30 protein-coding genes and 1 riboswitch are annotated in these 25,552 nt (G+C 68.6%); of the genes, 18 read left to right on the top strand and 12 right to left on the bottom strand.

Annotated elements, in window-relative coordinates:
• Window positions 1–8: 8 nt before the first annotated feature.
• Window positions 9–440, bottom strand: a complete 432-nt coding sequence (locus ACFXHA_RS40660; protein WP_379365932.1) for a MarR family winged helix-turn-helix transcriptional regulator — start codon at window positions 438–440, stop codon at window positions 9–11.
• Window positions 441–555: 115 nt separating this feature from the next.
• Here ACFXHA_RS40660 and ACFXHA_RS40655 point away from each other — a divergent pair, with 115 nt between their 5' ends.
• Complete coding sequence (locus tag ACFXHA_RS40655; RefSeq protein ID WP_379365930.1) at window positions 556–1,683, top strand: NADH:flavin oxidoreductase; 1,128 nt, start codon at window positions 556–558, stop codon at window positions 1,681–1,683.
• Window positions 1,684–1,719: 36 nt separating this feature from the next.
• Here ACFXHA_RS40655 and ACFXHA_RS40650 read toward each other — a convergent pair whose 3' ends face one another.
• On the bottom strand, window positions 1,720–2,976 hold the full coding sequence (locus ACFXHA_RS40650) for an oxygenase MpaB family protein (protein WP_379365929.1): 1,257 nt from the start codon (window positions 2,974–2,976) through the stop codon (window positions 1,720–1,722).
• A gap of 96 nt (window positions 2,977–3,072) precedes the next feature.
• On the opposite strand from ACFXHA_RS40650, the gene ACFXHA_RS40645 reads away from it, so the two are divergent.
• Window positions 3,073–4,146: an AraC family transcriptional regulator ligand-binding domain-containing protein gene (locus ACFXHA_RS40645; protein ID WP_379365927.1), complete on the top strand. Its 1,074-nt coding sequence runs from the start codon at window positions 3,073–3,075 to the stop codon at window positions 4,144–4,146.
• Window positions 4,147–4,156: 10 nt separating this feature from the next.
• Here the strand turns inward: ACFXHA_RS40645 and ACFXHA_RS40640 are convergent, their stop codons facing one another.
• Both ACFXHA_RS40640 and ACFXHA_RS40635 read right to left on the bottom strand, forming a co-directional pair.
• Window positions 4,157–4,501, bottom strand: coding sequence for a hypothetical protein (locus ACFXHA_RS40640; RefSeq protein WP_379365925.1), 345 nt, complete (start codon window positions 4,499–4,501; stop codon window positions 4,157–4,159).
• Window positions 4,494–4,796: a hypothetical protein gene (locus tag ACFXHA_RS40635; protein WP_379365923.1), complete on the bottom strand. Its 303-nt coding sequence runs from the start codon at window positions 4,794–4,796 to the stop codon at window positions 4,494–4,496. Before ACFXHA_RS40635 ends, ACFXHA_RS40640 begins: the two co-directional genes overlap by 8 nt.
• Before the next feature lie 122 nt (window positions 4,797–4,918).
• On the opposite strand from ACFXHA_RS40635, the gene ACFXHA_RS40630 reads away from it, so the two are divergent.
• From ACFXHA_RS40630 to ACFXHA_RS40605, 6 genes are all read left to right on the top strand, one after another.
• Window positions 4,919–5,413, top strand: a complete 495-nt coding sequence (locus tag ACFXHA_RS40630) for a DUF1800 family protein (protein WP_379365921.1) — start codon at window positions 4,919–4,921, stop codon at window positions 5,411–5,413.
• Window positions 5,410–6,672 (top strand): DUF1501 domain-containing protein, encoded by a 1,263-nt coding sequence (locus tag ACFXHA_RS40625; RefSeq protein WP_379365919.1) that lies wholly within the window; start codon window positions 5,410–5,412, stop codon window positions 6,670–6,672. Before ACFXHA_RS40630 ends, ACFXHA_RS40625 begins: the two co-directional genes overlap by 4 nt.
• Before the next feature lie 91 nt (window positions 6,673–6,763).
• On the top strand, window positions 6,764–7,423 hold the full coding sequence (locus ACFXHA_RS40620; RefSeq protein ID WP_379365917.1) for a response regulator transcription factor: 660 nt from the start codon (window positions 6,764–6,766) through the stop codon (window positions 7,421–7,423).
• Window positions 7,420–8,754 (top strand): sensor histidine kinase, encoded by a 1,335-nt coding sequence (locus ACFXHA_RS40615; protein WP_379365915.1) that lies wholly within the window; start codon window positions 7,420–7,422, stop codon window positions 8,752–8,754. Before ACFXHA_RS40620 ends, ACFXHA_RS40615 begins: the two co-directional genes overlap by 4 nt.
• Window positions 8,755–8,795: 41 nt before the next feature.
• A complete protein-coding gene (locus tag ACFXHA_RS40610; protein ID WP_379365914.1) occupies window positions 8,796–9,263 on the top strand; it encodes an SRPBCC family protein in 468 nt (155 codons plus the stop codon).
• Window positions 9,264–9,441: 178 nt separating this feature from the next.
• Entirely contained in the window at window positions 9,442–10,590 is a 1,149-nt protein-coding gene (locus tag ACFXHA_RS40605) for an alpha/beta fold hydrolase (RefSeq protein ID WP_379365912.1), read from the top strand.
• A 7-nt stretch (window positions 10,591–10,597) separates the two neighbouring features.
• On the opposite strand, the gene ACFXHA_RS40600 is transcribed toward ACFXHA_RS40605, so the two are convergent.
• From ACFXHA_RS40600 to ACFXHA_RS40590, 3 genes are read right to left on the bottom strand one after another with little or no spacing between them, the layout of a single operon-like run.
• Window positions 10,598–11,653 (bottom strand): ABC transporter substrate-binding protein, encoded by a 1,056-nt coding sequence (locus tag ACFXHA_RS40600; RefSeq protein WP_379365910.1) that lies wholly within the window; start codon window positions 11,651–11,653, stop codon window positions 10,598–10,600.
• Window positions 11,650–12,447, bottom strand: a complete 798-nt coding sequence (locus tag ACFXHA_RS40595) for an ABC transporter ATP-binding protein (RefSeq protein ID WP_379365908.1) — start codon at window positions 12,445–12,447, stop codon at window positions 11,650–11,652. Before ACFXHA_RS40595 ends, ACFXHA_RS40600 begins: the two co-directional genes overlap by 4 nt.
• A complete protein-coding gene (locus tag ACFXHA_RS40590; protein WP_379365906.1) occupies window positions 12,444–13,475 on the bottom strand; it encodes a FecCD family ABC transporter permease in 1,032 nt (343 codons plus the stop codon). Before ACFXHA_RS40590 ends, ACFXHA_RS40595 begins: the two co-directional genes overlap by 4 nt.
• A 34-nt stretch (window positions 13,476–13,509) precedes the next feature.
• A riboswitch (cobalamin riboswitch) is annotated at window positions 13,510–13,640 on the bottom strand.
• A gap of 22 nt (window positions 13,641–13,662) precedes the next feature.
• On the opposite strand from ACFXHA_RS40590, the gene ACFXHA_RS40585 reads away from it, so the two are divergent.
• Complete coding sequence (locus ACFXHA_RS40585; protein ID WP_379365904.1) at window positions 13,663–13,812, top strand: hypothetical protein; 150 nt, start codon at window positions 13,663–13,665, stop codon at window positions 13,810–13,812.
• Window positions 13,813–13,831: 19 nt separating this feature from the next.
• Here the strand turns inward: ACFXHA_RS40585 and ACFXHA_RS40580 are convergent, their stop codons facing one another.
• Entirely contained in the window at window positions 13,832–14,416 is a 585-nt protein-coding gene (locus tag ACFXHA_RS40580) for a TetR/AcrR family transcriptional regulator C-terminal domain-containing protein (protein WP_379365902.1), read from the bottom strand.
• A 112-nt stretch (window positions 14,417–14,528) separates the two neighbouring features.
• Between ACFXHA_RS40580 and bioB the strand changes: the two genes are divergently transcribed.
• The 4 genes from bioB (at window position 14,529) to ACFXHA_RS40560 (ending at window position 16,900) form a co-directional block, all read left to right on the top strand.
• Window positions 14,529–15,566, top strand: a complete 1,038-nt coding sequence (gene bioB / locus ACFXHA_RS40575) for a biotin synthase BioB (protein WP_379365901.1) — start codon at window positions 14,529–14,531, stop codon at window positions 15,564–15,566.
• 116 nt (window positions 15,567–15,682) lie between these two features.
• Complete coding sequence (locus ACFXHA_RS40570) at window positions 15,683–15,898, top strand: hypothetical protein (RefSeq protein ID WP_379366010.1); 216 nt, start codon at window positions 15,683–15,685, stop codon at window positions 15,896–15,898.
• Window positions 15,898–16,605, top strand: a complete 708-nt coding sequence (locus ACFXHA_RS40565) for a DUF2567 domain-containing protein (protein ID WP_379365899.1) — start codon at window positions 15,898–15,900, stop codon at window positions 16,603–16,605. The genes ACFXHA_RS40570 and ACFXHA_RS40565 overlap by 1 nt, the downstream gene beginning before the upstream one ends.
• Before the next feature lie 121 nt (window positions 16,606–16,726).
• Window positions 16,727–16,900 (top strand): hypothetical protein, encoded by a 174-nt coding sequence (locus ACFXHA_RS40560; RefSeq protein ID WP_379365897.1) that lies wholly within the window; start codon window positions 16,727–16,729, stop codon window positions 16,898–16,900.
• A 4-nt stretch (window positions 16,901–16,904) separates the two neighbouring features.
• Here the strand turns inward: ACFXHA_RS40560 and ACFXHA_RS40555 are convergent, their stop codons facing one another.
• Window positions 16,905–17,393 carry a nucleotidyltransferase domain-containing protein gene (locus ACFXHA_RS40555; RefSeq protein ID WP_379365895.1) on the bottom strand — a complete coding sequence of 163 codons (489 nt, stop codon included), beginning with the start codon at window positions 17,391–17,393 and terminating at the stop codon, window positions 16,905–16,907.
• Between the two features lie 68 nt (window positions 17,394–17,461).
• Here ACFXHA_RS40555 and ACFXHA_RS40550 point away from each other — a divergent pair, with 68 nt between their 5' ends.
• Complete coding sequence (locus ACFXHA_RS40550; RefSeq protein WP_379365893.1) at window positions 17,462–17,842, top strand: VOC family protein; 381 nt, start codon at window positions 17,462–17,464, stop codon at window positions 17,840–17,842.
• A 13-nt stretch (window positions 17,843–17,855) separates the two neighbouring features.
• On the opposite strand, the gene ACFXHA_RS40545 is transcribed toward ACFXHA_RS40550, so the two are convergent.
• Window positions 17,856–18,221, bottom strand: a complete 366-nt coding sequence (locus tag ACFXHA_RS40545) for an iron chaperone (RefSeq protein ID WP_379365891.1) — start codon at window positions 18,219–18,221, stop codon at window positions 17,856–17,858.
• Window positions 18,222–18,292: 71 nt separating this feature from the next.
• On the opposite strand from ACFXHA_RS40545, the gene ACFXHA_RS40540 reads away from it, so the two are divergent.
• Window positions 18,293–18,814 carry a hypothetical protein gene (locus ACFXHA_RS40540; protein ID WP_379365889.1) on the top strand — a complete coding sequence of 174 codons (522 nt, stop codon included), beginning with the start codon at window positions 18,293–18,295 and terminating at the stop codon, window positions 18,812–18,814.
• Window positions 18,815–18,838: 24 nt separating this feature from the next.
• Here the strand turns inward: ACFXHA_RS40540 and ACFXHA_RS40535 are convergent, their stop codons facing one another.
• Both ACFXHA_RS40535 and ACFXHA_RS40530 read right to left on the bottom strand, forming a co-directional pair.
• On the bottom strand, window positions 18,839–20,890 hold the full coding sequence (locus ACFXHA_RS40535) for a WD40 repeat domain-containing serine/threonine protein kinase (RefSeq protein ID WP_379365887.1): 2,052 nt from the start codon (window positions 20,888–20,890) through the stop codon (window positions 18,839–18,841).
• Window positions 20,891–21,045: 155 nt separating this feature from the next.
• Entirely contained in the window at window positions 21,046–21,804 is a 759-nt protein-coding gene (locus ACFXHA_RS40530) for an NUDIX domain-containing protein (protein ID WP_379365885.1), read from the bottom strand.
• Window positions 21,805–21,881: 77 nt separating this feature from the next.
• Here ACFXHA_RS40530 and nadA point away from each other — a divergent pair, with 77 nt between their 5' ends.
• Genes nadA through nadC form a run of 3 tightly spaced genes read left to right on the top strand, consistent with a single transcriptional unit; the run spans window position 21,882 to window position 25,546 of the window.
• Complete coding sequence (gene nadA, locus ACFXHA_RS40525) at window positions 21,882–22,922, top strand: quinolinate synthase NadA (protein ID WP_379365883.1); 1,041 nt, start codon at window positions 21,882–21,884, stop codon at window positions 22,920–22,922.
• A 34-nt stretch (window positions 22,923–22,956) separates the two neighbouring features.
• Entirely contained in the window at window positions 22,957–24,651 is a 1,695-nt protein-coding gene (locus ACFXHA_RS40520) for an L-aspartate oxidase (protein ID WP_379365881.1), read from the top strand.
• Between the two features lie 34 nt (window positions 24,652–24,685).
• Window positions 24,686–25,546: a carboxylating nicotinate-nucleotide diphosphorylase gene (gene nadC / locus ACFXHA_RS40515; RefSeq protein WP_379365879.1), complete on the top strand. Its 861-nt coding sequence runs from the start codon at window positions 24,686–24,688 to the stop codon at window positions 25,544–25,546.
• The last annotated feature ends 6 nt before the right edge of the window (window positions 25,547–25,552 follow it).

The raw sequence follows: 25,552 nt of genomic DNA, 5'->3' as shown, positions 1-25,552 counted from the left end.
CGGGGGCGTTACTCGGGGCGGGGGCCGAAGGCGCGTTTGAGCAGGGCGTGCAGCTGGGCCTGGTCCGCGCCGGTGAGTCTGTCCAGGCCATCCCGGGTGGTGTGCATCTTCGCGTGGATCGCGTCGGTGAGCTGCTCGCCCGCGGCCGTGATGACGAGGTTGGTGACGCGGCGGTCGGAGGCGCTGGGTTCGCGGCGCACGAGGCCGCGTTTCTCGAGCCGGTCGATGATGCCGGTCACGTTGGAGGCGTCGCAGGCCATGATTTCGGCCAGGGCGCGCATGGCGACGGGGCCGCGGCGCAATACGACCAGGGCCTTGCCCTGGCTCGCGGTGAGGTTCTCACTGGCCGCGGCGATGGTGAAGTCCCCGTAGTAGACGCCGAACGACAGCCAGAGCGCCTCCATGAGCCGGGCGGTGTCGACGGGGGGAGCTTCGGTCATACGGCCAGCCTATCCGCAGAAACTTGACTATCTCAAATATTCACCACTAGCGTCTGGCTGTATTGCTTGAAGTTCTCAACCATCTAAGTTGGCAAGTAACCATGAGGAGCAACCTGTGACCGTCATCGCCTCCGACACCTCCCGGGCGGCTCGGCTGCTGTCACGGCCCATCGAGCTGAACGGACTGACCGTCCCGAACCGCATCGTCATGGCGCCGATGACGCGCATGTTCTCTCCTGGCGGCGTACCCGGTGACGATGTGCGGTCCTACTACGCGCGCCGCGCCGCCGCGGGCGTCGGCCTGATCGTCACCGAAGGCACCTACGTCGGCCACGACTCCGCCGGGCAGAGCGATCGGGTGCCGCGCTTCCACGGTGAGGATCAGCTCGCAGGCTGGGCCAAGGTCGTCGATGACGTGCACGCCGCCGGCGGCACCATCGTGCCGCAGCTGTGGCACATCGGCATGGTCCGCATGGACGGCCAGGCGCCCTTCCCGGAGGCCCCCGCGGTCGGTCCCTCCGGCATCCGCGTCGACGGCACCGAACCCACCGGCAAGGCGATGACCCAGGGTGACCTCGACGACGTCATCGGCGCCTTCGCGGAGGCCGCCGCGAACGCCGAGCGCATCGGCTTCGACGGGATCGAACTACACGGTGCCCACGGCTACCTCCTCGACCAGTTCCTGTGGTCGCACACCAACCGCCGAACCGATTCCTACGGTGGCGATTCCGTGGCACGGACCCAGTTCGCCGCCGAAATCGTGGCCGCGGTCCGGGCGGTCGTCTCGCCCGAATTCCCGGTGATCTTCCGCTACTCCCAGTGGAAGCAGGAGGCCTACAGCGCCCGTCTCGCCGAAACCCCGCAGGAGCTGGAAGCAATCCTGGCCCCGCTCGCCGCGGCCGGTGTCGACGCCTTCCACGCCTCCACCCGCCGCTACTGGCTCCCCGAATTCGAGGACTCGGACCTGAATCTGGCCGGCTGGACCAAAAAGCTCACCGGCAAAACAACGATCACCGTCGGCTCGGTCGGCCTCGACGGCGACTTCCTGCGCGCCTTCACCGGCCAGGGCGCCCCCCTCGGCAGCCTCGACAACCTCCTCGACCGCCTCGAGAGCGACGAATTCGACATGGTCGCCGTAGGCCGCGCCCTGCTCCAGGACCCCGAATGGGCAGCCAAAGTCCTTGCGGGACAACTCGACGCCCTGAAGCCCTACGACGCGGCAGCCCTCAACACCCTGAGCTAGCCCGGTCGCTCGCGCCCGATCAAGATCAGGGAGTACTCACTGCGGAAACTTGTCCGGTTTCCCGCGCTGAGGACTCCCTGATCTTGTTGCGGTTCCGGGTGGGGTGACGGCCTCGTTCGGGGGGACGGGGGTGGGGGCGGCGTGCAGGGCGTCGAGGACTCGGGAGAGGGCGCGGCGCTGGGTGGTGGCGATGTGGGCTTCGGTGCCGAGCAGGCCGTTGCGGCGGAAGGGTTCTCGCAACTTGGCTCGCTGACGGAGGGCGATGATCGCGGGGTGATTGCGGGCAGGTTCGGCGTCGGGGTCCACGAAGGTTCGGACTATGCGGCCGGTGGTGCCCCAGACCAGGCGCGACACCACCGGCCGCAGGAGCGGGGCGGTGCGGGCGTGGAAGCGTTGGGGGAGTAGGCGTTCGGCGCGGATGCCGCTGCTCAGTAGAGCGTCCGTGAGGATCTTCGTGTCGTCGTCGGGTGGGGCGAATACGAGGGTTGCAGCGCGGTTCAGCGCGAATGCGTCCTCGATCGAGTGCGGTAGTAGCTCGTCGGGGACGCCCATCAGATAGGCGATCCAGCACCAGAGTTGGCGGACGGATTCGGTTTCGTCGGGGGTGAGGGGGATGTCGAGCAGTTCGTACATGGTCAGCGGGATCAGCAGGAAGGCTTGGGCGGTGGTGGCCATGCCGGTGGTGTGGATCGGCTCGCCCCAGGCGAGGGTGTTCCAGCGGCCGCTTCGGCGGAGGTGGCGGCGGACCATGGCGTGTACGAAACGGATTCGCACGGTGGCGTCGAAACCGGTGCCGCCGGGGATCAGGGTGCCCGGGTCGGTGGCGGCCAGCACCCAGCGTGCCGTCTCCTCGTAGCGGCGGGCCGCCATGGTGGTCGAGCGGGAATTCATGGCCTGCGGCTTGTTGAGATCGCCGAAGGCGTAGGCGGTCAGCAGGCTGCCACCCATGCCGACGATGACCGCGGGGGCGAAGCGCCACCACAGCTGAGCGCCGGTGCGGATCCGGTCGGCATCGAACCAGTCGGGTGGGGTCAGTAGGGGAACGAGCAGGTTCCGCAAGGAGTCCGGGGCACCGGGCGGCTGCGGATCGCGGTCGCGCAGGGCGGTGCCGAGCAGCCGCCAACCCGCTCCCCGATCCAGGGCCGCGAAATCCTCGACCACCGTGTCGATCACGGTGTCGGTGCGGAACAGGCCGTGTGTGACGCGGTCGACCGCATCATCGGGGACGTATCGGCGGGCGCGCTCGATGCGGTCCGCGCGGCCCGGCTCGAATGGGATTGTCTGCGTGGTCATGTCTCTCCCCGGATCGAAGGTGTGAATTCGACGGTAGGAAAAGGGAATTCACGCAGACAGGTGACAGTCGGACCGGTATTTGTTAGTTTCCGCCACATGGGCGACGCGGGGCGGCCGAGCCGATGGCAGATCGAGCGACCGGCGGTATCTGCCCGGCTGCTGCTGGACACCGGACGCGAGCACGGGCTGTCGGTGGCCGAATGCCTGGCCGGGACCGGGCTCACCGCGGCGGATCTGGAACATCCGAGGGCGCTCGTGCGGCCCGATGTCGAACTGCGCATCATCCGCAACCTGCGCGCGTGTGACGACGACCCGCGCGCACTGGGACTGGAGACGGGTCTGCGCTACTCGCTCACCAGCGCAGGCATCCTCGGTTACGCGATGCTGTCGAGTTCCACTGTGCGCGAGGCAATCCGGCTGCTGCAGCGCTTCACCGAACTGACCTCCGACTTCTTCGACGTCACCTACACCGAGACCGAGGCGGGCATGCTCGTGGTCGTCGGCGACGGGGACGTGCCGGCCGATGTCCGCTCTTTTCTCCTCGTCCGCGATCTGGTGGCCGGCTTCCGCATCGCCTCGATGCTGCTCTCGCCCGCGGTCCGGGAACTCATGGATGCCCTGGACCGGCCCATCCACCTCGAACTCACCGACACCGACATGCTCGACGAATACCGCCTGATCGCGCAGGCACTCGTGGACCCGTACGGCATGTCCATCACCGTCGATTTCGCCGCCCCCCGTAACGCTTTCACCATCCCGAGCACCTTCCTGGACCAGCCCACCCCCGCACCCGACCCGCACACCGCGGCCCTGTGCATCGCCCAATGCGAGGAACTCCTCGACGAACGCTGCCGCTTCACCGGCACCGCCGCCCGCATCCGTCACCTCCTGCTCCGTGACCCGTCCGCCATGCCCGCCCTCCCCGCCATCGCCCGCGAACTAGCCCTCTCCGAACGCACCCTCCACCGCCGCCTCGCCGCCGAGCACACCACCTTCCGAGCCCTACGTACCCAAATCCTCCAATTCCTGGCCGACGAACTCCTATCCCAAAACCTCACCGTCGAATCGATAGCCCGCCGCCTCGGCTACTCCGACACCGCCGCCTTCACCCACGCCTACCGCCGCTGGCACGGCCACCCACCCACCCGCCGCCGGGTACCGCCCCCATAGGGCTCAATGTTCAAGAAGCCTTGCGGTCTTCGTCGTGCTCATGATTGGCGATGACTGCGAGAAGCTCTCGTACCCAGGCGGGGCGGAGTTCGCCAGTGTCTGCTTCGGCTAGGTCGCGCTCAATCAGCGATCGGATATAGACCGACTGATTGAGGCCGAGTTGTTTGGCGCGACGCTTGCACGCCTGGTCGAGTTCGTAGGGCATTTTGATGGAGCGCGGAACCAGCACCGGCTCGGCATTGGGGCCGATGACGATTCCGTGGTCGGCTTCCGTCGTCGTCTCATCGGTGAACTCGAGGCGGTCGACCATGGCGGCCACCTCGTCAGGGGTCATGTTGTCGAACGGGTCAGTCATCGTGGCTCGCCTCCCATTTCTCGAATTCGGCGGTCTGGTCGTGATCGAGGTAGCGGGCTGCGTAGACCTCGATGTCTTGTCCTCGGGGTCGGGCATAGACGGCGACCGTGGTGCCGCAGTCGGCGCGGCCCCAGACCACAAAGGTCGTCAACCCGGTGGCCGGATCAGTGGCGGTCCGGAACCACACCGATCGTTTCGCGGTGATCCACGCATCGATGACGTCGAATACGTCGTCGGGATGTACCCCAGCGCGCTCCAGCATCCTCGCCAACGCCCAGTACCATTCGATCGCCACCTGTTCAAGACTACCGATGAGACTACCGCAGCCGATGGGATTCGTTCTGATGAGGTGGCGGCGATCGGCGTGTTCGGCGGAGTACGGGGCTGGCAGCGTTTCGCCTCATGAATTCCTAACGGGTGGGTGAGTTGGCGGCGGTGTTCATGCGGGCGGGGTTGGAGATTCGGCCGCTGGTGGAGGCGATACTGCGGGATCCGTCGTTCGCGGCGGCGGTGTACGCGCGGCCGCGGTATCCGGTGGAGTGGGTGACGGCGGCGTTCGCGGTGTTCGGAATCGATGATGTGGTCAAGGCTTTCGAATTGATGACCGCGCTCGGGCAGGCGCCGTTCTATCCGCCGAATGTGGCGGGCTGGCCGCCGGGGAATCGGTGGATCACGCCGGGCGCCGTGGTCGCACGGGCGGGCTTGGCGGTGGAAGCGCCCGTGCTCGAGGAGATCGCGGGTGCACACGATCCGGTCACTGCGGTGTTCAGGCGGGCCTCGATCTACGACCCGACGCCCCGAACTCACACCGCCGCCACGGATTTGGCCTTCGAGCTGCGCCGCGAGCCGCAGCGTGCGGCCGCCGCCCTGCTCGCCTTGGCGATCACCGCACCGGAATTCACGCTGGCATGAGCGCGAACGAGGTGAAGCGGCGCCGGCTCCTGCAAGCCGGACTGGGTGCCGGAGCGGTGGCCGCGATCGGCGGCGCGGCCGGGTATCGGCTGCTGAGTGCGGCGCCGGCCCAGCGACTTTGGCATCCACCCGCGCCGGTCAGGGCCGCCGCCATCGACCGCCGACGGCTGCTGGTCATCGAAATGGCCGGTGGCAGTGACGGTTTGTCGATGACCGTGCCCTACGCCGATTCCCGCTATCGGGACCTGCGTCGGCGCACCGCCATCGCCGCCGAGCAGGTGCATGTCATCGACGACCGGCTGGGCCTGCATCCGCGCCTGGCGCAACTCGCCGCGTCCGGCGTCTCGGTGGTGCCGGGCGTGGGCACCGCCAAACCCGACCTGTCGCATTTCGAGATGCTGCACCGCTGGCAGACCGGCGACCCCGAGGGCACCGCCCGCACCGACACCGGATTCCTGGGCCGCCTCTGCGATCACCTCGGCGACCCGGGCGCTCCCGCCGTCGGTGTCGCGCTGGGTGCCGGTCCCTCACCGGCCCTGGCCTGCGAACGCGTCACCACCCTGTCGGTGGATCACGGAACCGAGGGCCTGTTCCCGGTTTTCGAGGACGACAACATCCGTGACGCCTGGCTGGCGGCCCAACGCGCCATGGCGCACCCCGACCGCGCCGACGCACCGACCTTCGCGACCGCACGCTCGGGAAGCGCTGCCGCACTGAGGTTCTCGGATGTGGCCGCCACGCTCTCCCCGGCCGCCGACGGCTACCCCGACAGCGACCTGGGTATCCAATTGCGTTTGGCCGCAAGGCTGCTCGCCGACGACAACCACGGACTGCGCATCGTGCACGTCCCCATGGGTGCGGACTTCGACACCCACACCGCCCACCCGGACCGCTACGCGGACCTGATGACCGACCTCGACGATTGCCTGGCCGCTGTCCGTCGCGACCTGGCCGCCCGAGGCCTCACCGACCGCGTCCTCATTGCCGCCTACAGCGAGTTCGGCCGCCGCGTCCCCGACAACGACTCCGCCGGCCTCGACCATGGCGCGGCCGGCACGGCCCTGCTGCTGGGCCCGACCAACCCCGGTGTCTTCGGCGAGCCCCCATCCCTGCGCAACCTCGACGCCGACGACAACCTGCGCGCCACCGTCGATATGGCCGAGTTCTACGCGACCATCGCCGAGGGTTGGTTCGGCGTCCCCGCCACCGACGTCCTGCCCGGCACGCCCCGGCCCCTGCCGGGGGTCATAGCCGTCTGAGCGGTGAGTCGGCGCGAGGATCCTCATCGAATCCTCATCGGGGATTCGGCAGACTGCGGGGGTGGTCGTGGCGGGTGCTGTAATGGGACGGGTGCGGGTACTCGTGTGCGAGGACGACAGGAATCTCGGCGACGAGGTCGCGGCCGGATTGCGGGCGGGCGGATTCGCCGTCGACCTGGCCCGGGATTATGCGGACGCCGATCTGAAGATCGCGGTCAATACCTACGATTGCCTGGTCATCGACCGTGGCCTGCCCGACGGCGACGGGCTCGATCTGGTGCGCGCCCAGCGGGAGTCCGGTCTGCGCACGCCGGTACTCATGCTGACCGCGCGTGACGCCCTCGCCGATCGTCTCGACGGCTTCGCTCAAGGCGCCGACGACTATGTGGTGAAGCCCTTCGCGATGGACGAACTCACCGCGCGCGTGCAGGCGCTGTGCCGCCGCCGCGAACTGCCCGCCGCCACCCGGACCGTGGTCGGCACCCTCACCGTGGATCGCCCGCGGCGTCGCGTGCACCGCGCGGGCACGCTGCTCACCCTGACTCCCAAGGAATTCGGCGTCCTCGAACTGCTGGCCGCGCGTGCGGGATCGGTGGTGACCCGCTCCGAACTCATCGAATGCTGCTGGGATGAGATGGCCGAACCCGCCTCGAATGTCGTCGATGTGGTGATCGCGCAGTTGCGTCGCAAACTGGGCGAGCCGCCACTGATCGACACCGTGCGTGGCATCGGCTTCACCATCGCGCCATGAGCGCCGATTCCGGTGCGGTGGAGCAGGATTCGGGAGGTATCTTCCGGCGTATCCGCGCCCGGCTGCGACGTGATCGCGGGGATCGACCGGCCACCCTCGGCCGGCTGCGCCGCACCCGCTGGCTGCTGACCGGATTGTTCACCGTTCTCACCGCTGTCTGCCTGATCGTGCTCGGTTCGCTCGCGGCCTCCATCGACGCGCATTCGCGTGACCGCGAGCTCGATGCGGGGATCGATCGCGTGGTGACGGGCCTCGCGCGCGAGGTCTATTGGGCCGAGGACGGCAGCGTCGATCTGGAGACCGTGCGCGCCGACGAGGATCTGGTGGGCGGCCCGGACCCGGTCGTGGTGCTGGTGCTGGATGCGAACGGCGTCTGGCAGGAACCCTTCGTGCACAGGCGATCCGGGCTGCCCGCCGTCCTGACCGGGCTGGCGAAGGCGAGCGCCACATCCGAGGAGACGCAGTGGCACACCCTCATCGATCGCGACGGCGATCCCGTGCGGCTGGCGTTCGCTCCGGTGTACGACAACGACGGCACGATCGGCGCGATGGTGGTCGCGGGCGCGGATCCCGCGCCCGGCAACAACGATCACCGCAGCCTGCTGCTGGCCCTCTGGGGTGGCGGGTCGGCCCTGGTGGTGCTGGCCGCGCTGGCCGGGCACCTGCTGTCGGGCGCGAGCATGCGTCCCGCGGTGCGCATGCTCGATCAGCAGGAGCGCTTCCTGTCCGAGGCTTCGCACGAATTGCGTACGCCCCTGGCGACTTTGCGGCTCTACCTCGACGCGGCGCTGCGCGATCCCGCCGAGACCCGCCGCGCCGTCACCGACGCGCGCTCGCTCACCGACCGGATGGGCCGCATGGTCGCCGGGCTGTTGGCCCGCACCCGTGCCGAAACCGGTGTGGGCGAACTGGATCGGCAGCGGCTGTACCTCGACCAGCTGGTGGAGGGCGTGGCCGCGGAGTGCGGCGGTGAGGTGTCGGTGGTGACCGAACCGACCGCGGTGCGGGCGGATCCGGACCTGCTGGCGCTGGCCGTGCGCAACCTGATCGACAACGCGCTCGTGCACGGCGGCACCCCGGTGGAGGTGCGGGTCGCCGCCGGACAGGTGACGGTGCGCGATCACGGTCCCGGGCTGGATCCCGAACTCGCCGACCCCTTCCGGCGTGGCGCGGTCGGCGCGCGGGGGCAGCACGGCATCGGACTGTCACTGGTGCGCTGGGTGGCCGAGGTCCATTCCGGTTCCGTCACACTGGATCCCGCGCCCGGCGGCGGGACCATGGCCACGCTGTCGCTGCCCGAGGCGCCCGAGGAATCGCCGAACATCACATGAACCTGCGGTGATCTTCATCACATGCGGCGTAGGGTGGCCGCGTGCCCTCCACCCGAGTAGAGAAGTTCGTCGGTGCCCCGCGTTCGAATGTCTTCCGGGCGCTCCTGGATGCGCGTTCGGTCCGAACGTGGATGGTCCCCGACGGAATGACCAGCCGCGTCCACGAATTCGACGCCCGCGTCGGCGGCCGGTTCCGCATCTCGCTGACCTACGATCTGCCAGGCCCGACCGGTAAGTCGACCGCGCACACCGACACGTTTCACGGTGTCTTCGCCCGCGTCGTCCCCGATCGCGAAGTGGTGCAGACCGTCGAATTCGAAACCGAGGACCCGGATCTGTGTGGCGAGATGACCGTCACCTACACCCTCGACGACGCCCCCGGCGGCACCCGCGTCACCGCGCGGCACGACAATCTGCCGCCCGGATTGTCCCCGACGGACAATGAGGTCGGGTTCCGTACGTCGCTGGCCAAACTCGCCGGACTGACCGAGCACGCCGCCCGGCACTGACACTCGCACCCGATCTTTCGGCAACTCCCACCCCAATCTTCGGCCGGAATCCGCTGGGATTCCGGCCGAAGTCATGTCGTGGCAGCCCGCTGCACACCCGAATGACCGCCGCTGTATCAGGAGATGGCCACCAGGACAAGCCTGGATGAAGTGCCGGAAATTCGTACAGTTGATTGGTATGGCCCTGCCGGGTTTCCCGCATCCCTCCGGAGTCGCCGAATACGACGATCGGCGCCGCCGTGAACTGCTGCGCGCGACCCGGCCGAGCAGCGGGTGGGTGCGGTGGCGGCGAACCCGGCTGATGCTGCTGCGGCTGAGCCTGATTCCGCTGGTCACCCTGGGTGCGTTCGCCGAATACCTGGGCGCGGACGTGCTGCCCGAACAGGACCGGTTGGCCCGCACCGAGCCCGCGGTGCTGCCGATCGCCGGGCCCTCGGATCCGCAGGCGGGGGATACCGCCGTCTTCGATCTGGTCGGACTCGGCGTGCTCGACGCCTCCGACACCGCGCGCGCCCTGCCGTCGCTGCGCAAACTCGGCTCGGTGTGGGCGGTCCGCTACGACCAGACCGGTATCGACACCAAGGTCATCGCGGATCTGATCGTGAAGGTCACCGATGCCGCCAAGGTGTCGAATGTGGTGCTCGCCGGGCACAGCATGGGCGGGGTGATCGCGCTGGAGATCGCCAAACACCTGCACACCGGCAGCACCAAGCGGGTGCAGGCGGTCATCCTGGACTGCACGCCCGTCGATCTCGACGCCGTCCGCCCCGAAGCCCGCGACCAGGGGGAGGAGATGTTGCGCTGGATGGGCTGGGTGCCCGGGGCGCGCGAGAGCCGCCTGCTGCGGCTGGTCGTGGAAACCTATGCGCGCCATGATCGTTTCGTGGGCGGCCGGTACGTCATCCGGGGTGCGGAGTTCCGCTCGGCGCTGAAAGATGTGCTGCGCGACAAGATCCTGAACACCGACGCCGCCAGCAACGGCCTGATCGAGGCGCAATTCAAGGCGATCGTGGCCGGTGGCGCGGTGGACGATCTGAAGGCGCTCGCCAAACCGGCCGCGGGCAAACCGCGACCGGCGATCGTGTTCATTCGCCCACACAATCCCTTTGACGATCCGACGGTGGATGTGGCGTACTCGCACAAGGTGCTCATCGATCAGGTCGGCGGGGTGGACGGGACGCTGCTGGTGGTGACAACACACACCACCGGGCATGCCAATCCGATCGAGCGGCCACAGGAATACAACATGGTGATCGCCAACCAGGTGGTCCCGTTCGTGCGGCAGATTCAGCACGACGAGGCGACGATGGTCTACCTCGGACGCTGACCCCGGGTCAGCGCACCGTATCGTCCGAGGCGGGCCGAATTCCCGACGGCGGCACCATATTCCAGCGTTCCAGCTGCGCCCGTACCTGCTCGGCGGCGTCGATGTTCAGCGGCCCGCTCGTCCACAGCGCGTACGGCAGGTTCAGGAACCGGCCCTCGGTGACGGCCCGCAGATTCTGAATGCCCGGCTTGCCACGCAGCAGATCCACCTTCTGCTGATAGCTCTGCGGCGGATAGTCCACGAAGACAATGGCATCCGGATCCGCGGCCGCCACCCGCTCCCACGACACCGCCGTCCAGGTGTCGTCCACATCGTCGAGCGCATTGCGCGCCCCCGCCGCCTCCAGGATCGCCTGCGGCGCACCGAATTTCCCGCTCGACATGACGGTATCGGAGGCACTGTCGAACACGAACACGGTCGGCCGCTTCGCCGCCTGCGGTGCCGCGAGCAGTGCCGACAACCGCTTGTCGAGATCACTGTTCACCTGCGTGGCCTTCTCGGTGCGCCCGGTGATCGCCCCCAACGCGGTGAGATCGGTCCGCAATGCCGTCCACGCGTCCACGACCCCGCGCTCACCATCGGGCCTGCGGCAACTCTCGGTCAGCACGTACGGCGCGACCCCCGCCGCCCGCAACGAATCCGGCGTCAAGTTGGCCGCCTCCGAATACCCGTAATTCCACCCCGCCACCATCACATCCGGCCGCTGCGCCAACACGGTCTCCCGCGAGGGGTAATCCGGCGCAACAGAATTCAACCTGTCGACCGCATCCCCATAATGCTTGCGCAAGGTGTCCGCATCCCGCTTCAAACTCGACACCGCCACCGTCTGCTCCTGCGCCCCGAGCGCCAGCACCATCGAAATCAGATTCCCGTCATTGACGAACATCCGCTGCGCCGGCGACGGAAACTTCATCTCCACACCACAATTCCGCACCGCCAGATTCCCCGACGCCGCCTGCGGCGACCCACACGCCGCCACCGCCCCCACCGCGGCGACGACAGCCAGCGGCCGCGCCCACCAACCGGGAGACCGTAGCCGGGCGGGGATCGAAATCTTGGTCAAGAGAGTGCCTTTCGTCCAGTGATGATCAGGTGGGTGCCGCCCGCGTGCGGGTCCGGCACGCGATGCGCGTGCACACCGAAAACGTCTTCGAGGATCGCGGGGCGCAGGGCGGTCTCCGGCGGTCCGAGCGGATGAGCCCGGCCCTTGTCGACCACCAGCACGCGGTCGCAGTACCGGTCCGCCAACGCCAGGTCGTGCAGGCTCATCACCACGGTCCGTGCCAGTTCCCGCGTCAGCGCCAGCAATTCGAGCTGATGCGTGATGTCCAGATGATTGGTCGGCTCATCCAGCAACAGCACCGGCGTCTCCTGCACCAGCGCCCGCGCCAGCAACACCCGCTGCCTCTCACCGCCGGACAGCCGGTGCACGGGCCGCCCCTCGAACCCCTCGAGATCCACCTTCCGCAGCGCGTCCTCCACCGCGGCCCGCTCATTCGGCCCGCCCGCACCCCACGGCGGCAGATACGGTGTCCGCCCCAACGTCACCAACTCGCCGACCAGCAGATCCGCGGGCGGCCGCTCATCCTGCCCGACCAGCCCCACCAACCGCGCCCGCTCCCGCGGTGAAATCCGATGCAGCGCACGGCCGTCCACCGCGACCGATCCGGAAATCGGCGTGATCAGCCCAGCGAGAGTGCGCAACAAAGTCGTCTTGCCCGCCCCGTTCGGTCCGACAATCCCGACCGTCTCCCCGGGCTCGACGGCGAACTCGACCCGCTCGAGCACGGTCCGCCGACCGGCGGCGCAGCTCAACCCCGAGACCTCGATCATTCCTGCGGCCTGGCCGGGGGTCATGCGGTTCCGAAGGTGTAGCGGCGGCGGCCCATGAGGAGGAGGAAGGCGGGGGCGCCTATCAGGCCGGTGAGGACTCCGACGGGGATTTCGGTGGGGCGGACCAGGACTCGGGTGGCGGAGTCGGCCACTACGAGGAAGAGTGCGCCGCACAGGGCGCTGGTCGGGAGCAGGATGCGGTGCCGGGGGCCGACCACGAGGCGGGCGGCGTGGGGGATTACCAGGCCGACGAAGCCGATGCCGCCGGAGACGGCTACGAGGATGCCGACGAGGACGGCCAGGAGGATGAACAGGGCGATGCGTAACTCGCGCACGGGGACTCCGATGGAGGCGGCGGCGTCGGAGCCGAGGTTCAGGGCGTCGAGCCAGTTCGAGGCGAGGAGTAGGGCCGTCAGGGCGGCTGCTACCACGCAGGCGGGCAACAGGATTCGGGTCCAGTCGGCGCCGGAGAGGCTGCCGAGCAGCCAGAACAGCACCGATTGGGCGGCCGAGGGGTCGGCGCTGCGGAAAATCAGGTAGCTGCTGAACGCGGCGAAGGCCGAGGCCAGGACGGTGCCGGTGAGCACCAAACGCAGTGGGGTGAGGCCACCTTGAGCCATGGCGATGAGGAATACCGCCGTCGCGGCGAGCAGTGCGCCGGCGAGCGCGCCCGCCGACAATGCCCACAGTCCAGCCCCGGCGAACATGCCGGAGGTGATGACCGCTGCCGCCCCGACACCCGCGCCGGAGGAGACGCCGAGCAGGTAGGGGTCGGCGAGGGGGTTGCGGACCAGGGTCTGCATGGCTGCCCCGGCCACGGCCAGGCCCGCGCCGACGATGGCCGCGAGAATCGTTCGCGGCACCCGCAATTGCCACACGATGGTATCGAGCCCGAGGTTTGCGGGCGTGCTGCCGGTGATTCGCTGGCGGAGCACGTCGAGCACGTCCGGCACGGGAATGGTCTGGGCCCCGAATCCGGTGGCGACGATCATGGCCGCGCACAGCAGGATTCCGAGCACGGGTAGGGCGAGCGATGTCCGCGCACGACTCATCGCGGTGGCTCCTCGGGCAAAACGCGGCCTCTCCAGAGTGCTTGCGCGGCGGGGGAGGTCTGACTCGCACCGGTTGCCCGGTACTCACAGTGGCGCGACCGTCCCGGATTTGCACCGGATTCCCGCACCCGCCGTCGAATGACCGCCCGGACTCTACCGTTCGGAAATATCGGGATGCGGATGGGCCATGAGTGCGCGTACGTTGCCGGGCATGATCCGTGTACGCGTCGCGGCGGCCGTGATCGCCGCTTTCGTCCTGTTGCTCACCGGCATGCTGTGGCAAACCACCGACGCCGGTGCGAAATTCGTCTGGTTGACCGACAGCGTCTACCCGTAACCCGATCCAGCGGACCGGCTCAGCGGACGCGAGTGCCGAGCAGGTGGCGGATGCCGCTGACGAACAGCTGCAACCCGAAGTCGAACCGGGCGGTCGCGTTGATGGTGTCGTAGAGCGGCGAATGCTCTTCGGCGAGTGCGCCGACCGAATCCATCTGGATGCGTGACTGCTCGTCCACGGTCTGGCCGAGCACGTAGTACAGCAGCGTGTACGCCGACAGATCGGCCTCCTCGCGCGTCATCCCCGCGCGAATCGCGGCGCTGGCCAGCCGTTCCCGCCCCTTGCTGGTGGTGAGCCGGGAAGCGTAGGTGGCCGAGACCAATTCGGCCCCGTCGCGGTAGGCGAGCAGGCATTCGCGCAGCCGGTGCGCCAATTCGGTGATCTGCTTGGACCATTCGTCGGCGGTGACCGCCTCGTCCATGGGGGCGAGAATGCGGTCGGCGACCGCGCCGAGCAGGGCCTGCTTATTGGGGAAGTGCCAGTACAGCGCGCCCGGCTGGACGTGCAGCGAGGTGGCCAGCCGGCGCATGGTCAGATCCGCCAGTCCGTACTGGTCGAGAATGGCGATGGCCCCGTCGACCACGTCCGTGCGATGGAGTTGCACTGAAAAACCCGACCCTCTCGTGTTCCGGCTCACGTTCCGGACTGCTAGCCTACCCTGAACACCGTTCAAGTTGGTCGGCCACACGCGGCCGGACGAAGGGAAGCGCGCGGACATGACCCAGGCAGCCGTCACCACCGAAGCTGTTACCACAGCAGGCGATGACATTCTCGCCATCGCCCGCGAGCAGGTGCTCGAGCGCGGAATCGGCCTCACCCAGGACCAGACCCTCGAGGTGCTGCAGCTCGGCGACGACCGGCTCGAGGAGATCCTCGCTCTCGCGCACGACGTCCGCATGAAGTGGTGCGGCCCCGAGGTCGAGGTCGAGGGCATCATCTCGCTCAAGACCGGCGGCTGCCCGGAGGACTGCCACTTCTGTTCGCAGTCCGGCCTTTTCCAGTCCCCGGTGCGCGCCGCCTGGCTCGACATCCCCTCGCTCGTCGAGGCCGCCAAGCAGACCGCCAAGACCGGCGCGACCGAATTCTGCATCGTGGCCGCCGTGCGTGGACCGGACGAGCGCCTGATGGCGCAGGTCGCCGCGGGCGTGGAGGCCATCCGCAACGAGGTCGACATCCAGGTCGCCTGCTCGCTGGGCATGCTCAACCAGGAGCAGGTCGATCAGCTCGCCGCCATGGGCGTGCACCGCTACAACCACAACCTCGAGACCGCGCGCTCGCACTTCCCGAACGTGGTCACCACCCACTCCTACGACGAGCGCTGGGACACCCTGCGCATGGTCCGCGAGGCCGGCATGGAGGTGTGCTCCGGCGGCATCCTCGGCATGGGCGAATCCCTCGAGCAGCGCGCCGAATTCGCCGCGCAGCTGGCCGAACTGGAGCCCGACGAGGTCCCGCTGAACTTCCTCAACCCGCGCCCGGGCACCCCCTTCGGCGACCTCGAGGTGCTCCCGGCCGCCGACGCCCTGCGCGCCGTCGCCGCCTTCCGCCTCGCGCTGCCGCGCACCATCCTGCGTTTCGCGGGAGGCCGTGAGATCACCCTCGGCGATCTCGGTGCCAAGCAGGGCATCCTGGGCGGCATCAACGCCGTCATCGTGGGCAACTACCTGACCACCCTGGGTCGCCCCGCCGAGTCGGACATCGACCTGCTCAGCGAGCTCAAGATGCCGATCAAGGCGCTCAACGAATCCTTCTGAGCCGACCGCGAAACCCTCTGATACGGGCGGGCCTTGGAAAACCGGTACCGTAGCGGTACGGTCTCCGAGGCCATTGCCGTCGTCTCCATAGAAACGAAGGATCCATCGAGGTGATCGTGGACATCGAGGAGCGCTACAACCCATTCACGGGTAAGCGGATCGTTCCGGGGCTGGAAGATTCCGTCCCGACCGCGGCGGCCCTGGGCCTGGAGCCCCCGCGCTTCTGCGAACAGTGCGGCCGCCGCATGATCGTGCAGGTCAGTCCCGACGGCTGGTGGGCGAAATGCTCGCGGCACGGGGTGCTCGACTCCACGAGCCTGGAACACCGCTAGTGGCAACCACACTCACCGCCGAGCCGGGCGGACTACGCGTCGACATCGTGCGACGGGAAGTACGCGCGGCGGCGGTGGTGTTGGTTGCCCTCGCCGCAGTCAGCGCCGCGGCCGGGGCGGTGTGGGCGTTCCTCGCGCCCGCCGAGCAACTGCTGGTGGTCGAACCCGACCGCGGCACCGCCCTGACCGGCGAGAGCATGCACCGCTTCGACGCGCTGGCCATCTTCGTACTGATCGGCATCGTGGTCGGTGTTCTCGGCACCGCCGCCGTCTGGCGCTGGCGCAAGGTCCGCGGCCCGATCCTGGTGTGCGGCATCCTTTTCGGGTCCCTGTTGGGAGCTTTTCTCACCAAGGTCGTGGGCGAGGCGCTGGCCGAGCAGCTGCACACCCGGCCCAAACATCCCGCCGTGCACAGCATCGTGGAATTCGCGCCCTCGGTGGAGGGCTGGGCCGCGCTCGTCGCGCAGCCACTCGCCGCGGCGGTCGTGGTGCTGCTGCTCACCGCGCTGAGTACCTCCGACGATCTCGGCACCGGCGAGTACCTGCCCTTCGGCGGCAAACGGCCGGAACCCGACATTGTCGCTCCGCCGCAATACGGTTCGGAGATCAGCTTCGGGCCCTACCCGGGTTCCAATGCCGGTACCCAGTTCACGCCCCGGGATCCCGTGGTGCCGTTCGACGCCCCGGACGCCGAACCCGGCCGCTGACGCCCGGCAATATTCGCTGACGCCCGGCAATATTCGCTGGAGCCCGGCAATATTCGCTGGAGCTCCGGCGTTGTACCCCATAACGTGTTCGCGTCTACGAACACATCACCCGGGGGACCCCATGAAGACCACCACACCCGCCGACAGCGGCGCGCCCGCACCGGCGGAGCGGCCGGATCTCGCCGCCTGGCGGCAACGCCACGAGCTCCGCAGATCCAATGCCGCCCAGCCCATTCCGAACGGCCGCCGCTACAACCGCACCACCAAGCACCGCGGTCGCGACGCCGATCGCTGACCGTTCAACGGTGCGTGTCGGGCACATCGAAACCGAATCGCGCCGCCAGCGCGCGTACATCGGCCAGATCCTTGGGGGCGGGCGGATAGGCGGTTTTGAACGTGAACATCCATTGCGTGGCAATGCAGTTCACCTTCTCGCCCGCGATGATTCCGGTGCCGGTCAGCGACTGCGCCGGATAGGCGATGCCGTAGGTGACGGTGCCCTCGGCGTCATGCTCGAACACGTGCACGTCGACCGCGGCGGCGTCTGCGCGTCGCACGACATAGTTCCAGTCGGTGTCGTCGGGCTTGGGGTCCGCGAGATAGCCCATCCCGGTGAGGATTTCACGCAATCGCACCGCATCCCCGCGCCGCACCGCGACATCCAGATCCCCGTGTTCGCGCGTCTGCTCACCCAATAGCGCGTCGACACACCAGCCGCCGTCGATCCAGATCGTGACCCCGTCGCGCTCGCAGGCCCGGTACAGATCCAGCACATCACTCGCCTCCATCCGACCACTTCACCAGACCGCGCCGGTTCCGCCGATGATTTCGGCGGACTCACTCCGTCCTATCGGATATGACCAAGCCGCTGTGTACTGCCATGCTCACCGTTGCCGTGCCCGTCACCGATCAGGATCGAGCCAAGGAATTGTTCGAGTCCCTCGGGTTGAAGACCCGCCTCGACGCCGAATTGCAGCCGGGCTTCCGCTGGCTGGAGCTGGATTTCCCCGACGGCGCGGCCTCCCTGTCCCTGGTGCAGGCGGGTCCCGGGCTCCCTTCCGGGATCGACACCGGCATTCGCCTGGGCACCCCCGACGCCCGAGCCGCCCACGCCGCCCTCACTCAGCGCGGCCTCCAGGTCGGCGACCTCCTCGACTGGGAGACCGCGCCCTTGATGTTCGCCTTCCGCGACGAGGACGGAAACCGCTTCTACGTCACCCAGATCGACCCCGCCTAGCCGCGCGCCGCGATCAGCAGGGGTCACCGGGAGAGTCGGCGGTGGCGGTGAGGATGTCCGCCAGCAATGCGAAATCGATGGCATCCGGTTTGCGGAAGCGCAGGCACCCCTTACCCATATCGTGGCCCGCGAGGCGGTCGGCGAAGGTGTCGCGGAGGTCGGGGCGCATGAGATAGAAGGAGATGTACTGCTTCTGGCTGGCGAAGGCGATCTCCGCACCGTTGCCGCGCTCGTAGGTGGGCATGCCGTAGTTCATGACCTCCCGGAACCCGGTGAGGTGTGCCCGGCACAGCTCCCGCAGGCTGGTGAGCGCAGGTCGACGGTCTTCGGGCAGCCCGGCCAGGTACTCCTCGACGGTGCTCGCTGTACTCCGTGGCATCCGCTCAGCGTAAGCCGACGCCCGATCGGGATAGGCTGGCCACACCCGGCGGCGACATTCGAAGGGGAGACATGCAGGTTCAGACTTCGCATCCGATTGTGGACGCCGTGCTCGAACAGTATCGGGGTGAGATCGGTGATGACCTGCCGGTCTATCGCAATCATGTGTTGCGCGCGTTGAACTATCAGCAGTTGCTGTTGGGTGAGCCGGTGCCGGAGGTCGCCGCGCTGGCGTGGGCCGTGCATGACCTCGGGGTCTGGACGGCGGGGACCTGGGACTATCTGGAGCCGTCCGCAGACTTGGTCGCGGTGCACGCGGCCGAGTTCGGGATCGAGGATGTCGACGCCGCGCGGCGGTTGGTGCTGGATCATCATCGGCTGCGAAGCGTCGGCGACCGCCTCATCGAGACCTTCCGCCTCGCGGATCGCCTGGACGCCAGTCGCGGGCTGCTGCGCGCGACGGTGACCTGCGCCGAGGTGAAAGCGGTTGTCGCACAGCTGCCCTACCTGGGTTTTCACGCGTTCCTCGCCCGCCGGGGCACGGCTTGGGCGATCGCGCACCCGACCCGCCCGCTACCCATGATGCGCTGGTAGCCGGTCGGCTCGCCGATAGCCCGGTCAGTTGCGCGTGACCCGCCACAGGCGAATCGTGCCGTCGTGACTGCCGCTGGCGATCACGGTGCCGTCGGGACTGAAGCGGACCGACGACACCCGGTCCGTGTGTCCGGTCAACGGTTGCCCGATCCGGCTGCGGGACTTCACATCCCAGAGTCGCACGGTGTTGTCCACGCCGCCCGACACGATCTGCTTGCCGTCAGGGCTGAACGCGACCGCGGATACCGCGCCGACATGCCCGGTCAGCGGGCCGAGCGGTTGGCGGGAACGCACGTCCCACAGGCGCGCGGTGGTATCGAGGCTGCTGGTGGCCAGCAGCGTGCCGTCGGGGCTGAAGGCGATGCACACCACCTCGCCGAGATGACCGGTGAAGTCGGCCGGAATCCATTGGCGCGACGCGGTATTCCACAGCCGCACCCGGCTGTCGATGCTGACACCCTGGCTGGCAGCGAGCAGTGCGCCGTCCGGGCTGAAGGCCAGGGCGGCGGTGGCGACGCCGCTGTCGAGCTGCTGCCCGTCGAGTTGCCGGGTCCGCACGCTCCACAACTGTGCCGCCGGGCCGGCGGCGACGCGGCGGCCGACTGCCAGCAGCGCCCCGTCGGGGCTGAAGGCCACCGCCTCGATTCCGGTGCAGGCACCGGGGTTCAGTGATGGCCCGTCGGGTTGGCGCGCGTTCACGTCCCACAGCTGGGTCGCCCAATCCCCTTTGACGCCACCGGTGGTCGCGAGCAGGGTGCCGTCCGGGCTGAAGGCCAGAGCATGCACGGCATGCCCGGTGGTGAGGGCCTCGCCGGCGGGCTTGCGGGCGCCGATATCCCAGAGTCGCACCGACTGGTCGAAGCTGCCCGAGGCGAGCTGGGTGCCGTCGGGGCTGAAGGCGATGGCCGTGACCGCATCACCGTGACCGGCGAGCACGCCGTCCAGGGTCGCCGATGACGACGGCGCGGGACCGTTGGACGAGCCGCCGCCGGAGTCGAGTTGGGTGACGGCCGTGGCGATTACGGCAGCGGTGACGGGCACGGTGATCGCGCCGCCGATCAGCAGTGTGCGGCGACTGATCCGCCGGTTGCCGGACGTCGCGAGCGTCGAATCCGTTGTCGTGGCGGTTTTCGGCCCGGTCTCGGTGGTATTTCTCGGCCCGGTCACGGTGGTGGATGGCGGTGCGGGCGCGGGGCTTTCGGGCGGGGGAGTGGGACGGCGCAGGGTGCCGGTGTTGCCGCGCGGACCCAGTGCGCGATGCGCGGCGTCGGCGAGGTCCGCGCACGTCCGGTAGCGGTCGCCCGGATCCTTGGCCAGCGAGGTGGCGATCACCAGGTCCAGGCCGCGCGGCAGATCCGGTCGCCGGGTGGTCGTCAGCGGGACCGGCTGACCCAGGTGCGCGGCGATCACGGCGGCCTGACTACTGCGCGGGAACGGCGGGTGACCGGTGAGCAGCTGATAGAAGGTGCAGCCCAGGGAGTAGATGTCGGCGCGATGGTCGGTGGGCCGCTGATCGGTGAAGCGCTCCGGGGCCGTGTATGCCAGCGAGGCCACCACACCCGAATGCGTGGTGGTGTCGTCGAGGGTGCGGGCGATCCCGAAATCGGTGAGCAGCGCGCGTTCCCCGACCCGCGGATCATGCTCGATCAGCAGATTCGCCGGTTTCACGTCGCGGTGCAGCACGCCCTTGCCGTGCGCGTAGTCCAGGGCGTGGGCGGCGTCGGTGATCAGCCGGATCGCCTGCTGCACAGGCAATCCGTCGGGCCACGGGGTCAGCAGCGAGGACGCGTCACCGCCGTCGATATGCCGCATGGCCAGCCACAGCGCCGGATCTCGCGGGCTGCTGCGGTCGTAGATGGGAATGATATTGGGGTGATCGAGCTCGACGGCCAGGATCGACTCGCGTTCGAAGGCCATCCGCGCCTTGGGATCCGCGGCCAGGTCGTCATTGAGCACCTTGAGCGCCACCCGACGGTTCATCCGTGGATGACGCGCCAGATACACCGCCCCCATACCGCCGATGCCGAGCATTCGCTCGACGGTGTACCCGGCAAAAATCTCCCCCGCCCGCAACACCGGAACTTCGAACCTCTCCTAGCCTTGTCCAGCACTTCAGGATCCAGTGCGGCACAACGGGAAATGTAACCCAGCATCGGTGGCTGTGCGAACCGATGCCATCACACCGGTCGGGGTGATCTCGGCAACATCGCCCGAACCGGGTGGGGCGGTGCTCAACTGGGCGGCCGCAGCGCGGCGAATTCGTCGGTCACCCGGATCTCGGAGTCGGTGAAGCGGTAGACCGCGGCGGGGCGGCCGCCCGCGCGGCCGGGGGAGGCGGTGGCGCCGGTCGGGGTGATCACCCTGCGGCGGGACAGGACTCGCTGCAGGTTGGTGGTGTCCACGTCGTAACCCAGGGCGGCGCAGTAGATTTCGCGCAGGGTGGACATGGTGAAGGTGGCGGGGGCCAGGCCGAAGGCGATATTGGTGTAGGACAGCTTGGCGGCCAGCCGGTTTCGGGCGTGACGCACGACCGTGCCGTGATCGAAGGACATGTGCGGCAGGTCCGAGACCGGATGCCAGCGGGTGTCGTGGGGGACGACCGGCTCCGCGGTCATCGGCACCAGGCCCAGGTAGGCCGAGGCGATGCGGCGGTCACCGGGCACCCGGTCGGGATCGCTGAACACCCACACCTGTTCGAGGTGGGTGAGTTCGCGGACGTCGACCTTCTCGGCGAGCTGCCGGGCCGCGGACGTATCGAGGTCCTCGTTCTCGCGCAACCGGCCACCGGGCAGCGACCAGGTGCCGATGGCGGGTTCCAGGGCGCGTTCCCACAGCAGTACCGCGAGTTCGGTGCGATGACCGGGCGGACAGCGGTCGGAAACGGCAATCCCACCCACGCTAGTGCTCTCACCTGCATGTTTGGTGTCGGGGAAGCGACGAACCTGGAACACCGCGGTGAGCGTTTCGTGGATGGTGCTACGATGGGCCACGTTTTCGATCCTAAGTCGAAAACCGGTTGGATGCGAATCGGCGAGGTGGCCGGTCGCATGAGAGAAGGAGCCATCCCATGGCTGCAGCAACGGGCGCGACACTGACGCTGACCGAACGCATCGCGGACGGTCCGTCGGGATTCACCGGCGTGGACGCCTCCCCCGAATGGGCTGCCGAGATCAAGCGGCTGGCGCGCGAGCGCAATGCCACGATCCTGGCGCACAACTATCAGCTGCCCGAGATCCAGGACATCGCGGATCACGTGGGCGACTCCCTGGCCCTGTCCCGCATCGCGGCAGAGGCCCCCGAGGACACCATCGTGTTCTGCGGCGTGCACTTCATGGCCGAGACCGCGAAGATCCTCAGCCCCGAGAAGACCGTGCTGATCCCGGACCAGCGCGCGGGCTGTTCGCTGGCCGACTCCATCACCGCCGAGGATCTGCGCGCCTGGAAGGCCGAGTTCCCGGACGCCGTGGTGGTCTCCTACGTGAACACCACCGCCGCGGTGAAGGCGCTGACCGACATCTGCTGCACGTCCTCCAATGCGGTCGACGTGGTCGCCTCGATCGACCCGGATCGCGAGGTGTTGTTCCTGCCGGACCAGTTCCTGGGCGCGCACGTCAAGCGCATCACCGGCCGCGAGAACATGCACATCTGGATGGGCGAATGCCACGTGCACGCGGGCATCAACGGTGACGAGCTCAACGAGCAGGCCCGCACCCACCCGGACGCGGAACTGTTCGTGCACCCCGAATGCGGTTGCGCCACTTCGGCGCTCTACCTGGCGGGCGCGGGTGAATTCCCGGCCGACCGGGTGCACATCCTGTCCACCGGCGGCATGATCGACGCCGCCAAGGCGGCCAAGTCGAACCAGGTCCTGGTCGCCACCGAGGTCGGCATGCTGCACCAGCTGCGGAAAGCCGCCCCCGGCATCGACTTCCAGGCCGTCAACGACCGCGCCTCCTGCCAGTACATGAAGATGATCACGCCCGCCGCCCTGCTCCGCTGCCTGGTGGAGAACCGCGACGAGGTCCACGTCGATCTCGAAACCGCTGCCCTGGCCCGCAATTCGGTGCAGCGCATGATCGAGATCGGCAACCCCGGCGGCGGCGAATAGCTTCCGTCTTCCCCCGTCAGGGGAGGGATGAACAATGGTGAATACATCGATTTCGATCACCTGGGAGGCGACGGCCGACCTGGTCGTCGTCGGCGGCGGGGTGGCGGGTCTGACCGCCGCCCGCACCGCCTCCCGCCGTGGGCTGCGGGTCCTGACCCTCAGCAAGGGCGGCCCCACCGACACCTCCACCCAATACGCGCAGGGCGGCATCGCGGTTGTTGCGCCGCACGGGGATTCGGTGGAATCCCACGTCCAGGACACGGTCATCGCCGGGGCCGGATTGTGTGACGCCGACGCCGTGCGCTCCATCGTCGAGGGTGGGCAGCACGCGGTCGCGGCGCTCACCGATCTCGGCGCGGTCTTCGACCACGGCCGCGACGGTGAGGTGTCCCGTACCCGTGAGGGCGGGCACAGCACGCGGCGCATCATCCACGCGGGCGGTGACGCCACCGGCGCGGAAGTGCAGCGCGCGCTCAACGCCGCCGGACTCCCGGTGATCTTCGGGGCCGCGGTGCTCGACATCGTGACCGGACCCGAGGGCGTGCGCGGCGTGATCGCCGTGTCCGAGCAGGGATTCGGCATCGTCCACGCACCCGCCGTGCTGCTGGCCACGGGCGGTCTCGGCCAGCTCTACGCGTGCAGCACCAACCCCGCCGGGGCCACCGCCGACGGCATCGCGCTGGCGCTGCGGGCCGGGGCGCTGGTCTCCGATCTCGAATTCCTGCAGTTCCACCCGACCGTGCTGTTCACGCCCGGCGGCCTCGGCCGTCGCCCGCTGATCAGCGAGGCCGTGCGTGGCGAGGGCGCGATTCTCGTGGACTCCGAAGGCAATTCGGTGACGGCGGGCGTGCACCCCCGTGGCGACCTGGCCCCGCGCGATGTGGTCTCGCGTGCCATCGCCGCCCGCATGAGCGAACTCGGCACCGACCATGTCTACCTCGACGGTCGCGCGATCGACGGTTTCCCGCAACGCTTCCCGACTATCACCGCCTCCTGCCTGGCCGCCGGGATCGACCCCACCGTCGACCTGATCCCGGTCGCCCCCGCGGCGCACTACCAGTGCGGCGGCATTCGCACCGACCCCTCGGGCCGCACCACCGTCCCCGGCCTCTATGCCGCGGGTGAAGTGGCTCGCACGGGCCTGCACGGCGCGAACCGCCTCGCCTCCAACAGCCTCCTGGAAGGCCTGGTGGTCGGCGAACGCGTCGGTGTGGTGGCCGCCGAACGCCAGGGCATGTCGGCCCCGATCACCGAGGTCGGCCCCCTGCGTTTCCCCCGCGCGGACCGAAAACTGTTGCAGGAACTGATGACCGAACACGCCGCCGTCGTCCGCGACGGTGACGGCCTGCGGACCGCCATCCTGCGCATGGTCGGCCTCATCGCCGACAACGCCGCCCCGGACATCACCGTCGAATGGGCACTGAACCGCCCGACAACCGACCCCGAGCCCGTGAACGAAGCTGGCGCGTGGTCGGATTCGGCGGCGGCCATCGTTCGCGAGCTGGAAGATTCGGCGCTCACCCTCACCGCACGTGCGCTGCTCGTCGCGGCGGCGGCCCGCACCGAGACCCGCGGCTGCCACACCCGCTCGGATTGCCCGGAGCCGCAGGAGGATTTGCGGCGCAGCACCGCGGTACGGCTCGGCTCGGATGGACGACCGAAGCTGGTGAGCGACGGCTTCGAACCCGCGCCGTCGTGGGGGCGGGCCGTCGTGCCCGCCGCTTCGTAAGGCAAAGACAAGTCAGAGAACAAGGAGTGCAGTCATGACTCTCGATGCCGGACTAGACCGTGACGCGGTGGTCGCGCTGATCCGTACCGCCCTCGAGGAGGATCTGCGGTACGGGCCCGATATCACCACCACGGCCACGGTGCCCGCAGACGCGGTCGCCAAGGCGGACATGGCTTCCCGGCAGCCGGGGACGATCGCCGGGTTGGACGTCGGGCTGTTGGTGCTCGACGAGGTGATCGGGGCGGGCAATTACGAGGTGACCGCCCGGGTCGCCGACGGAACCCGCGTGCAGCCGGGGGACAAGGTGCTGAGTCTGGTCGCGCCGACGCGCGGGCTGCTCACCGCCGAGCGCACCATGCTGAATCTGGTGTGCCACTTGTCCGGTATCGCCACGGCGACCTCGCAGTGGGCCGATGCGGTGGCGGGTACGGATTGCCGGATCCGGGACAGCCGTAAGACCCTTCCGGGGCTGCGGGCGCTGCAGAAGTACGCGGTGCGGGCCGGCGGCGGGGTGAATCACCGCATGGGTCTCGGTGATGCCGCGTTGATCAAAGACAACCACGTGGTGGCCGCGGGCTCGGTGGTTGCCGCCTTGCGTGCGGTGCGCGAGCTGAACCCCGACATCGAGTGCGAGGTCGAGGTGGACAACCTCGAACAGCTCGATGCCGTGCTCGGCGAAGACGTCGAACTCGTACTGCTGGACAACTTCCCGCTGTGGGCCACGCAGGCGGCCGTGCAGCGCCGCAATACTCGGTCGCCGGGCACCAAACTCGAGTCCTCGGGCGGACTTTCGCTGGATATGGCGGCCGATTACGCGGGCACCGGCGTGGATTATCTGTCCGTCGGCGCGCTCACGCATTCGGTCCGGGTGCTGGATCTCGGACTCGATATGTGAGCTGTG

Origin of the sequence: Nocardia sp. NPDC059240 (genome assembly GCF_042753865.1) — a bacterium.
GTDB lineage: Bacteria > Actinomycetota > Actinomycetes > Mycobacteriales > Mycobacteriaceae > Nocardia.
Note: the sequence above shows the minus strand (reverse complement) of the source record. Positions and strands in the feature narration are given on the sequence as shown.

Bases quoted from the DNA above. Each gene is read 5' to 3' on its own strand.
- ACFXHA_RS40595 (WP_379365908.1), bottom strand. From the start codon at position 12,447: ATGACCCCCGGCCAGGCCGCAGGAATGATCGAGGTCTCGGGGTTGAGC.
- ACFXHA_RS40645 (WP_379365927.1), top strand. From the start codon at position 3,073: ATGGGCGACGCGGGGCGGCCGAGCCGATGGCAGATCGAGCGACCGGCG.
- ACFXHA_RS40555 (WP_379365895.1), bottom strand. From the start codon at position 17,393: ATGGAGGCGAGTGATGTGCTGGATCTGTACCGGGCCTGCGAGCGCGAC.
- nadA (WP_379365883.1), top strand. From the start codon at position 21,882: ATGGCTGCAGCAACGGGCGCGACACTGACGCTGACCGAACGCATCGCG.
- ACFXHA_RS40590 (WP_379365906.1), bottom strand. From the start codon at position 13,475: ATGAGTCGTGCGCGGACATCGCTCGCCCTACCCGTGCTCGGAATCCTG.
- ACFXHA_RS40545 (WP_379365891.1), bottom strand. From the start codon at position 18,221: ATGCCACGGAGTACAGCGAGCACCGTCGAGGAGTACCTGGCCGGGCTG.
- ACFXHA_RS40540 (WP_379365889.1), top strand. From the start codon at position 18,293: ATGCAGGTTCAGACTTCGCATCCGATTGTGGACGCCGTGCTCGAACAG.
- ACFXHA_RS40605 (WP_379365912.1), top strand. From the start codon at position 9,442: ATGGCCCTGCCGGGTTTCCCGCATCCCTCCGGAGTCGCCGAATACGAC.
- ACFXHA_RS40560 (WP_379365897.1), top strand. From the start codon at position 16,727: ATGAAGACCACCACACCCGCCGACAGCGGCGCGCCCGCACCGGCGGAG.
- ACFXHA_RS40520 (WP_379365881.1), top strand. From the start codon at position 22,957: ATGGTGAATACATCGATTTCGATCACCTGGGAGGCGACGGCCGACCTG.
- ACFXHA_RS40660 (WP_379365932.1), bottom strand. From the start codon at position 440: ATGACCGAAGCTCCCCCCGTCGACACCGCCCGGCTCATGGAGGCGCTC.
- ACFXHA_RS40650 (WP_379365929.1), bottom strand. From the start codon at position 2,976: ATGACCACGCAGACAATCCCATTCGAGCCGGGCCGCGCGGACCGCATC.
- ACFXHA_RS40615 (WP_379365915.1), top strand. From the start codon at position 7,420: ATGAGCGCCGATTCCGGTGCGGTGGAGCAGGATTCGGGAGGTATCTTC.
- ACFXHA_RS40640 (WP_379365925.1), bottom strand. From the start codon at position 4,501: ATGACTGACCCGTTCGACAACATGACCCCTGACGAGGTGGCCGCCATG.
- ACFXHA_RS40550 (WP_379365893.1), top strand. From the start codon at position 17,462: ATGACCAAGCCGCTGTGTACTGCCATGCTCACCGTTGCCGTGCCCGTC.
- nadC (WP_379365879.1), top strand. From the start codon at position 24,686: ATGACTCTCGATGCCGGACTAGACCGTGACGCGGTGGTCGCGCTGATC.
- bioB (WP_379365901.1), top strand. From the start codon at position 14,529: ATGACCCAGGCAGCCGTCACCACCGAAGCTGTTACCACAGCAGGCGAT.
- ACFXHA_RS40585 (WP_379365904.1), top strand. From the start codon at position 13,663: ATGAGTGCGCGTACGTTGCCGGGCATGATCCGTGTACGCGTCGCGGCG.
- ACFXHA_RS40625 (WP_379365919.1), top strand. From the start codon at position 5,410: ATGAGCGCGAACGAGGTGAAGCGGCGCCGGCTCCTGCAAGCCGGACTG.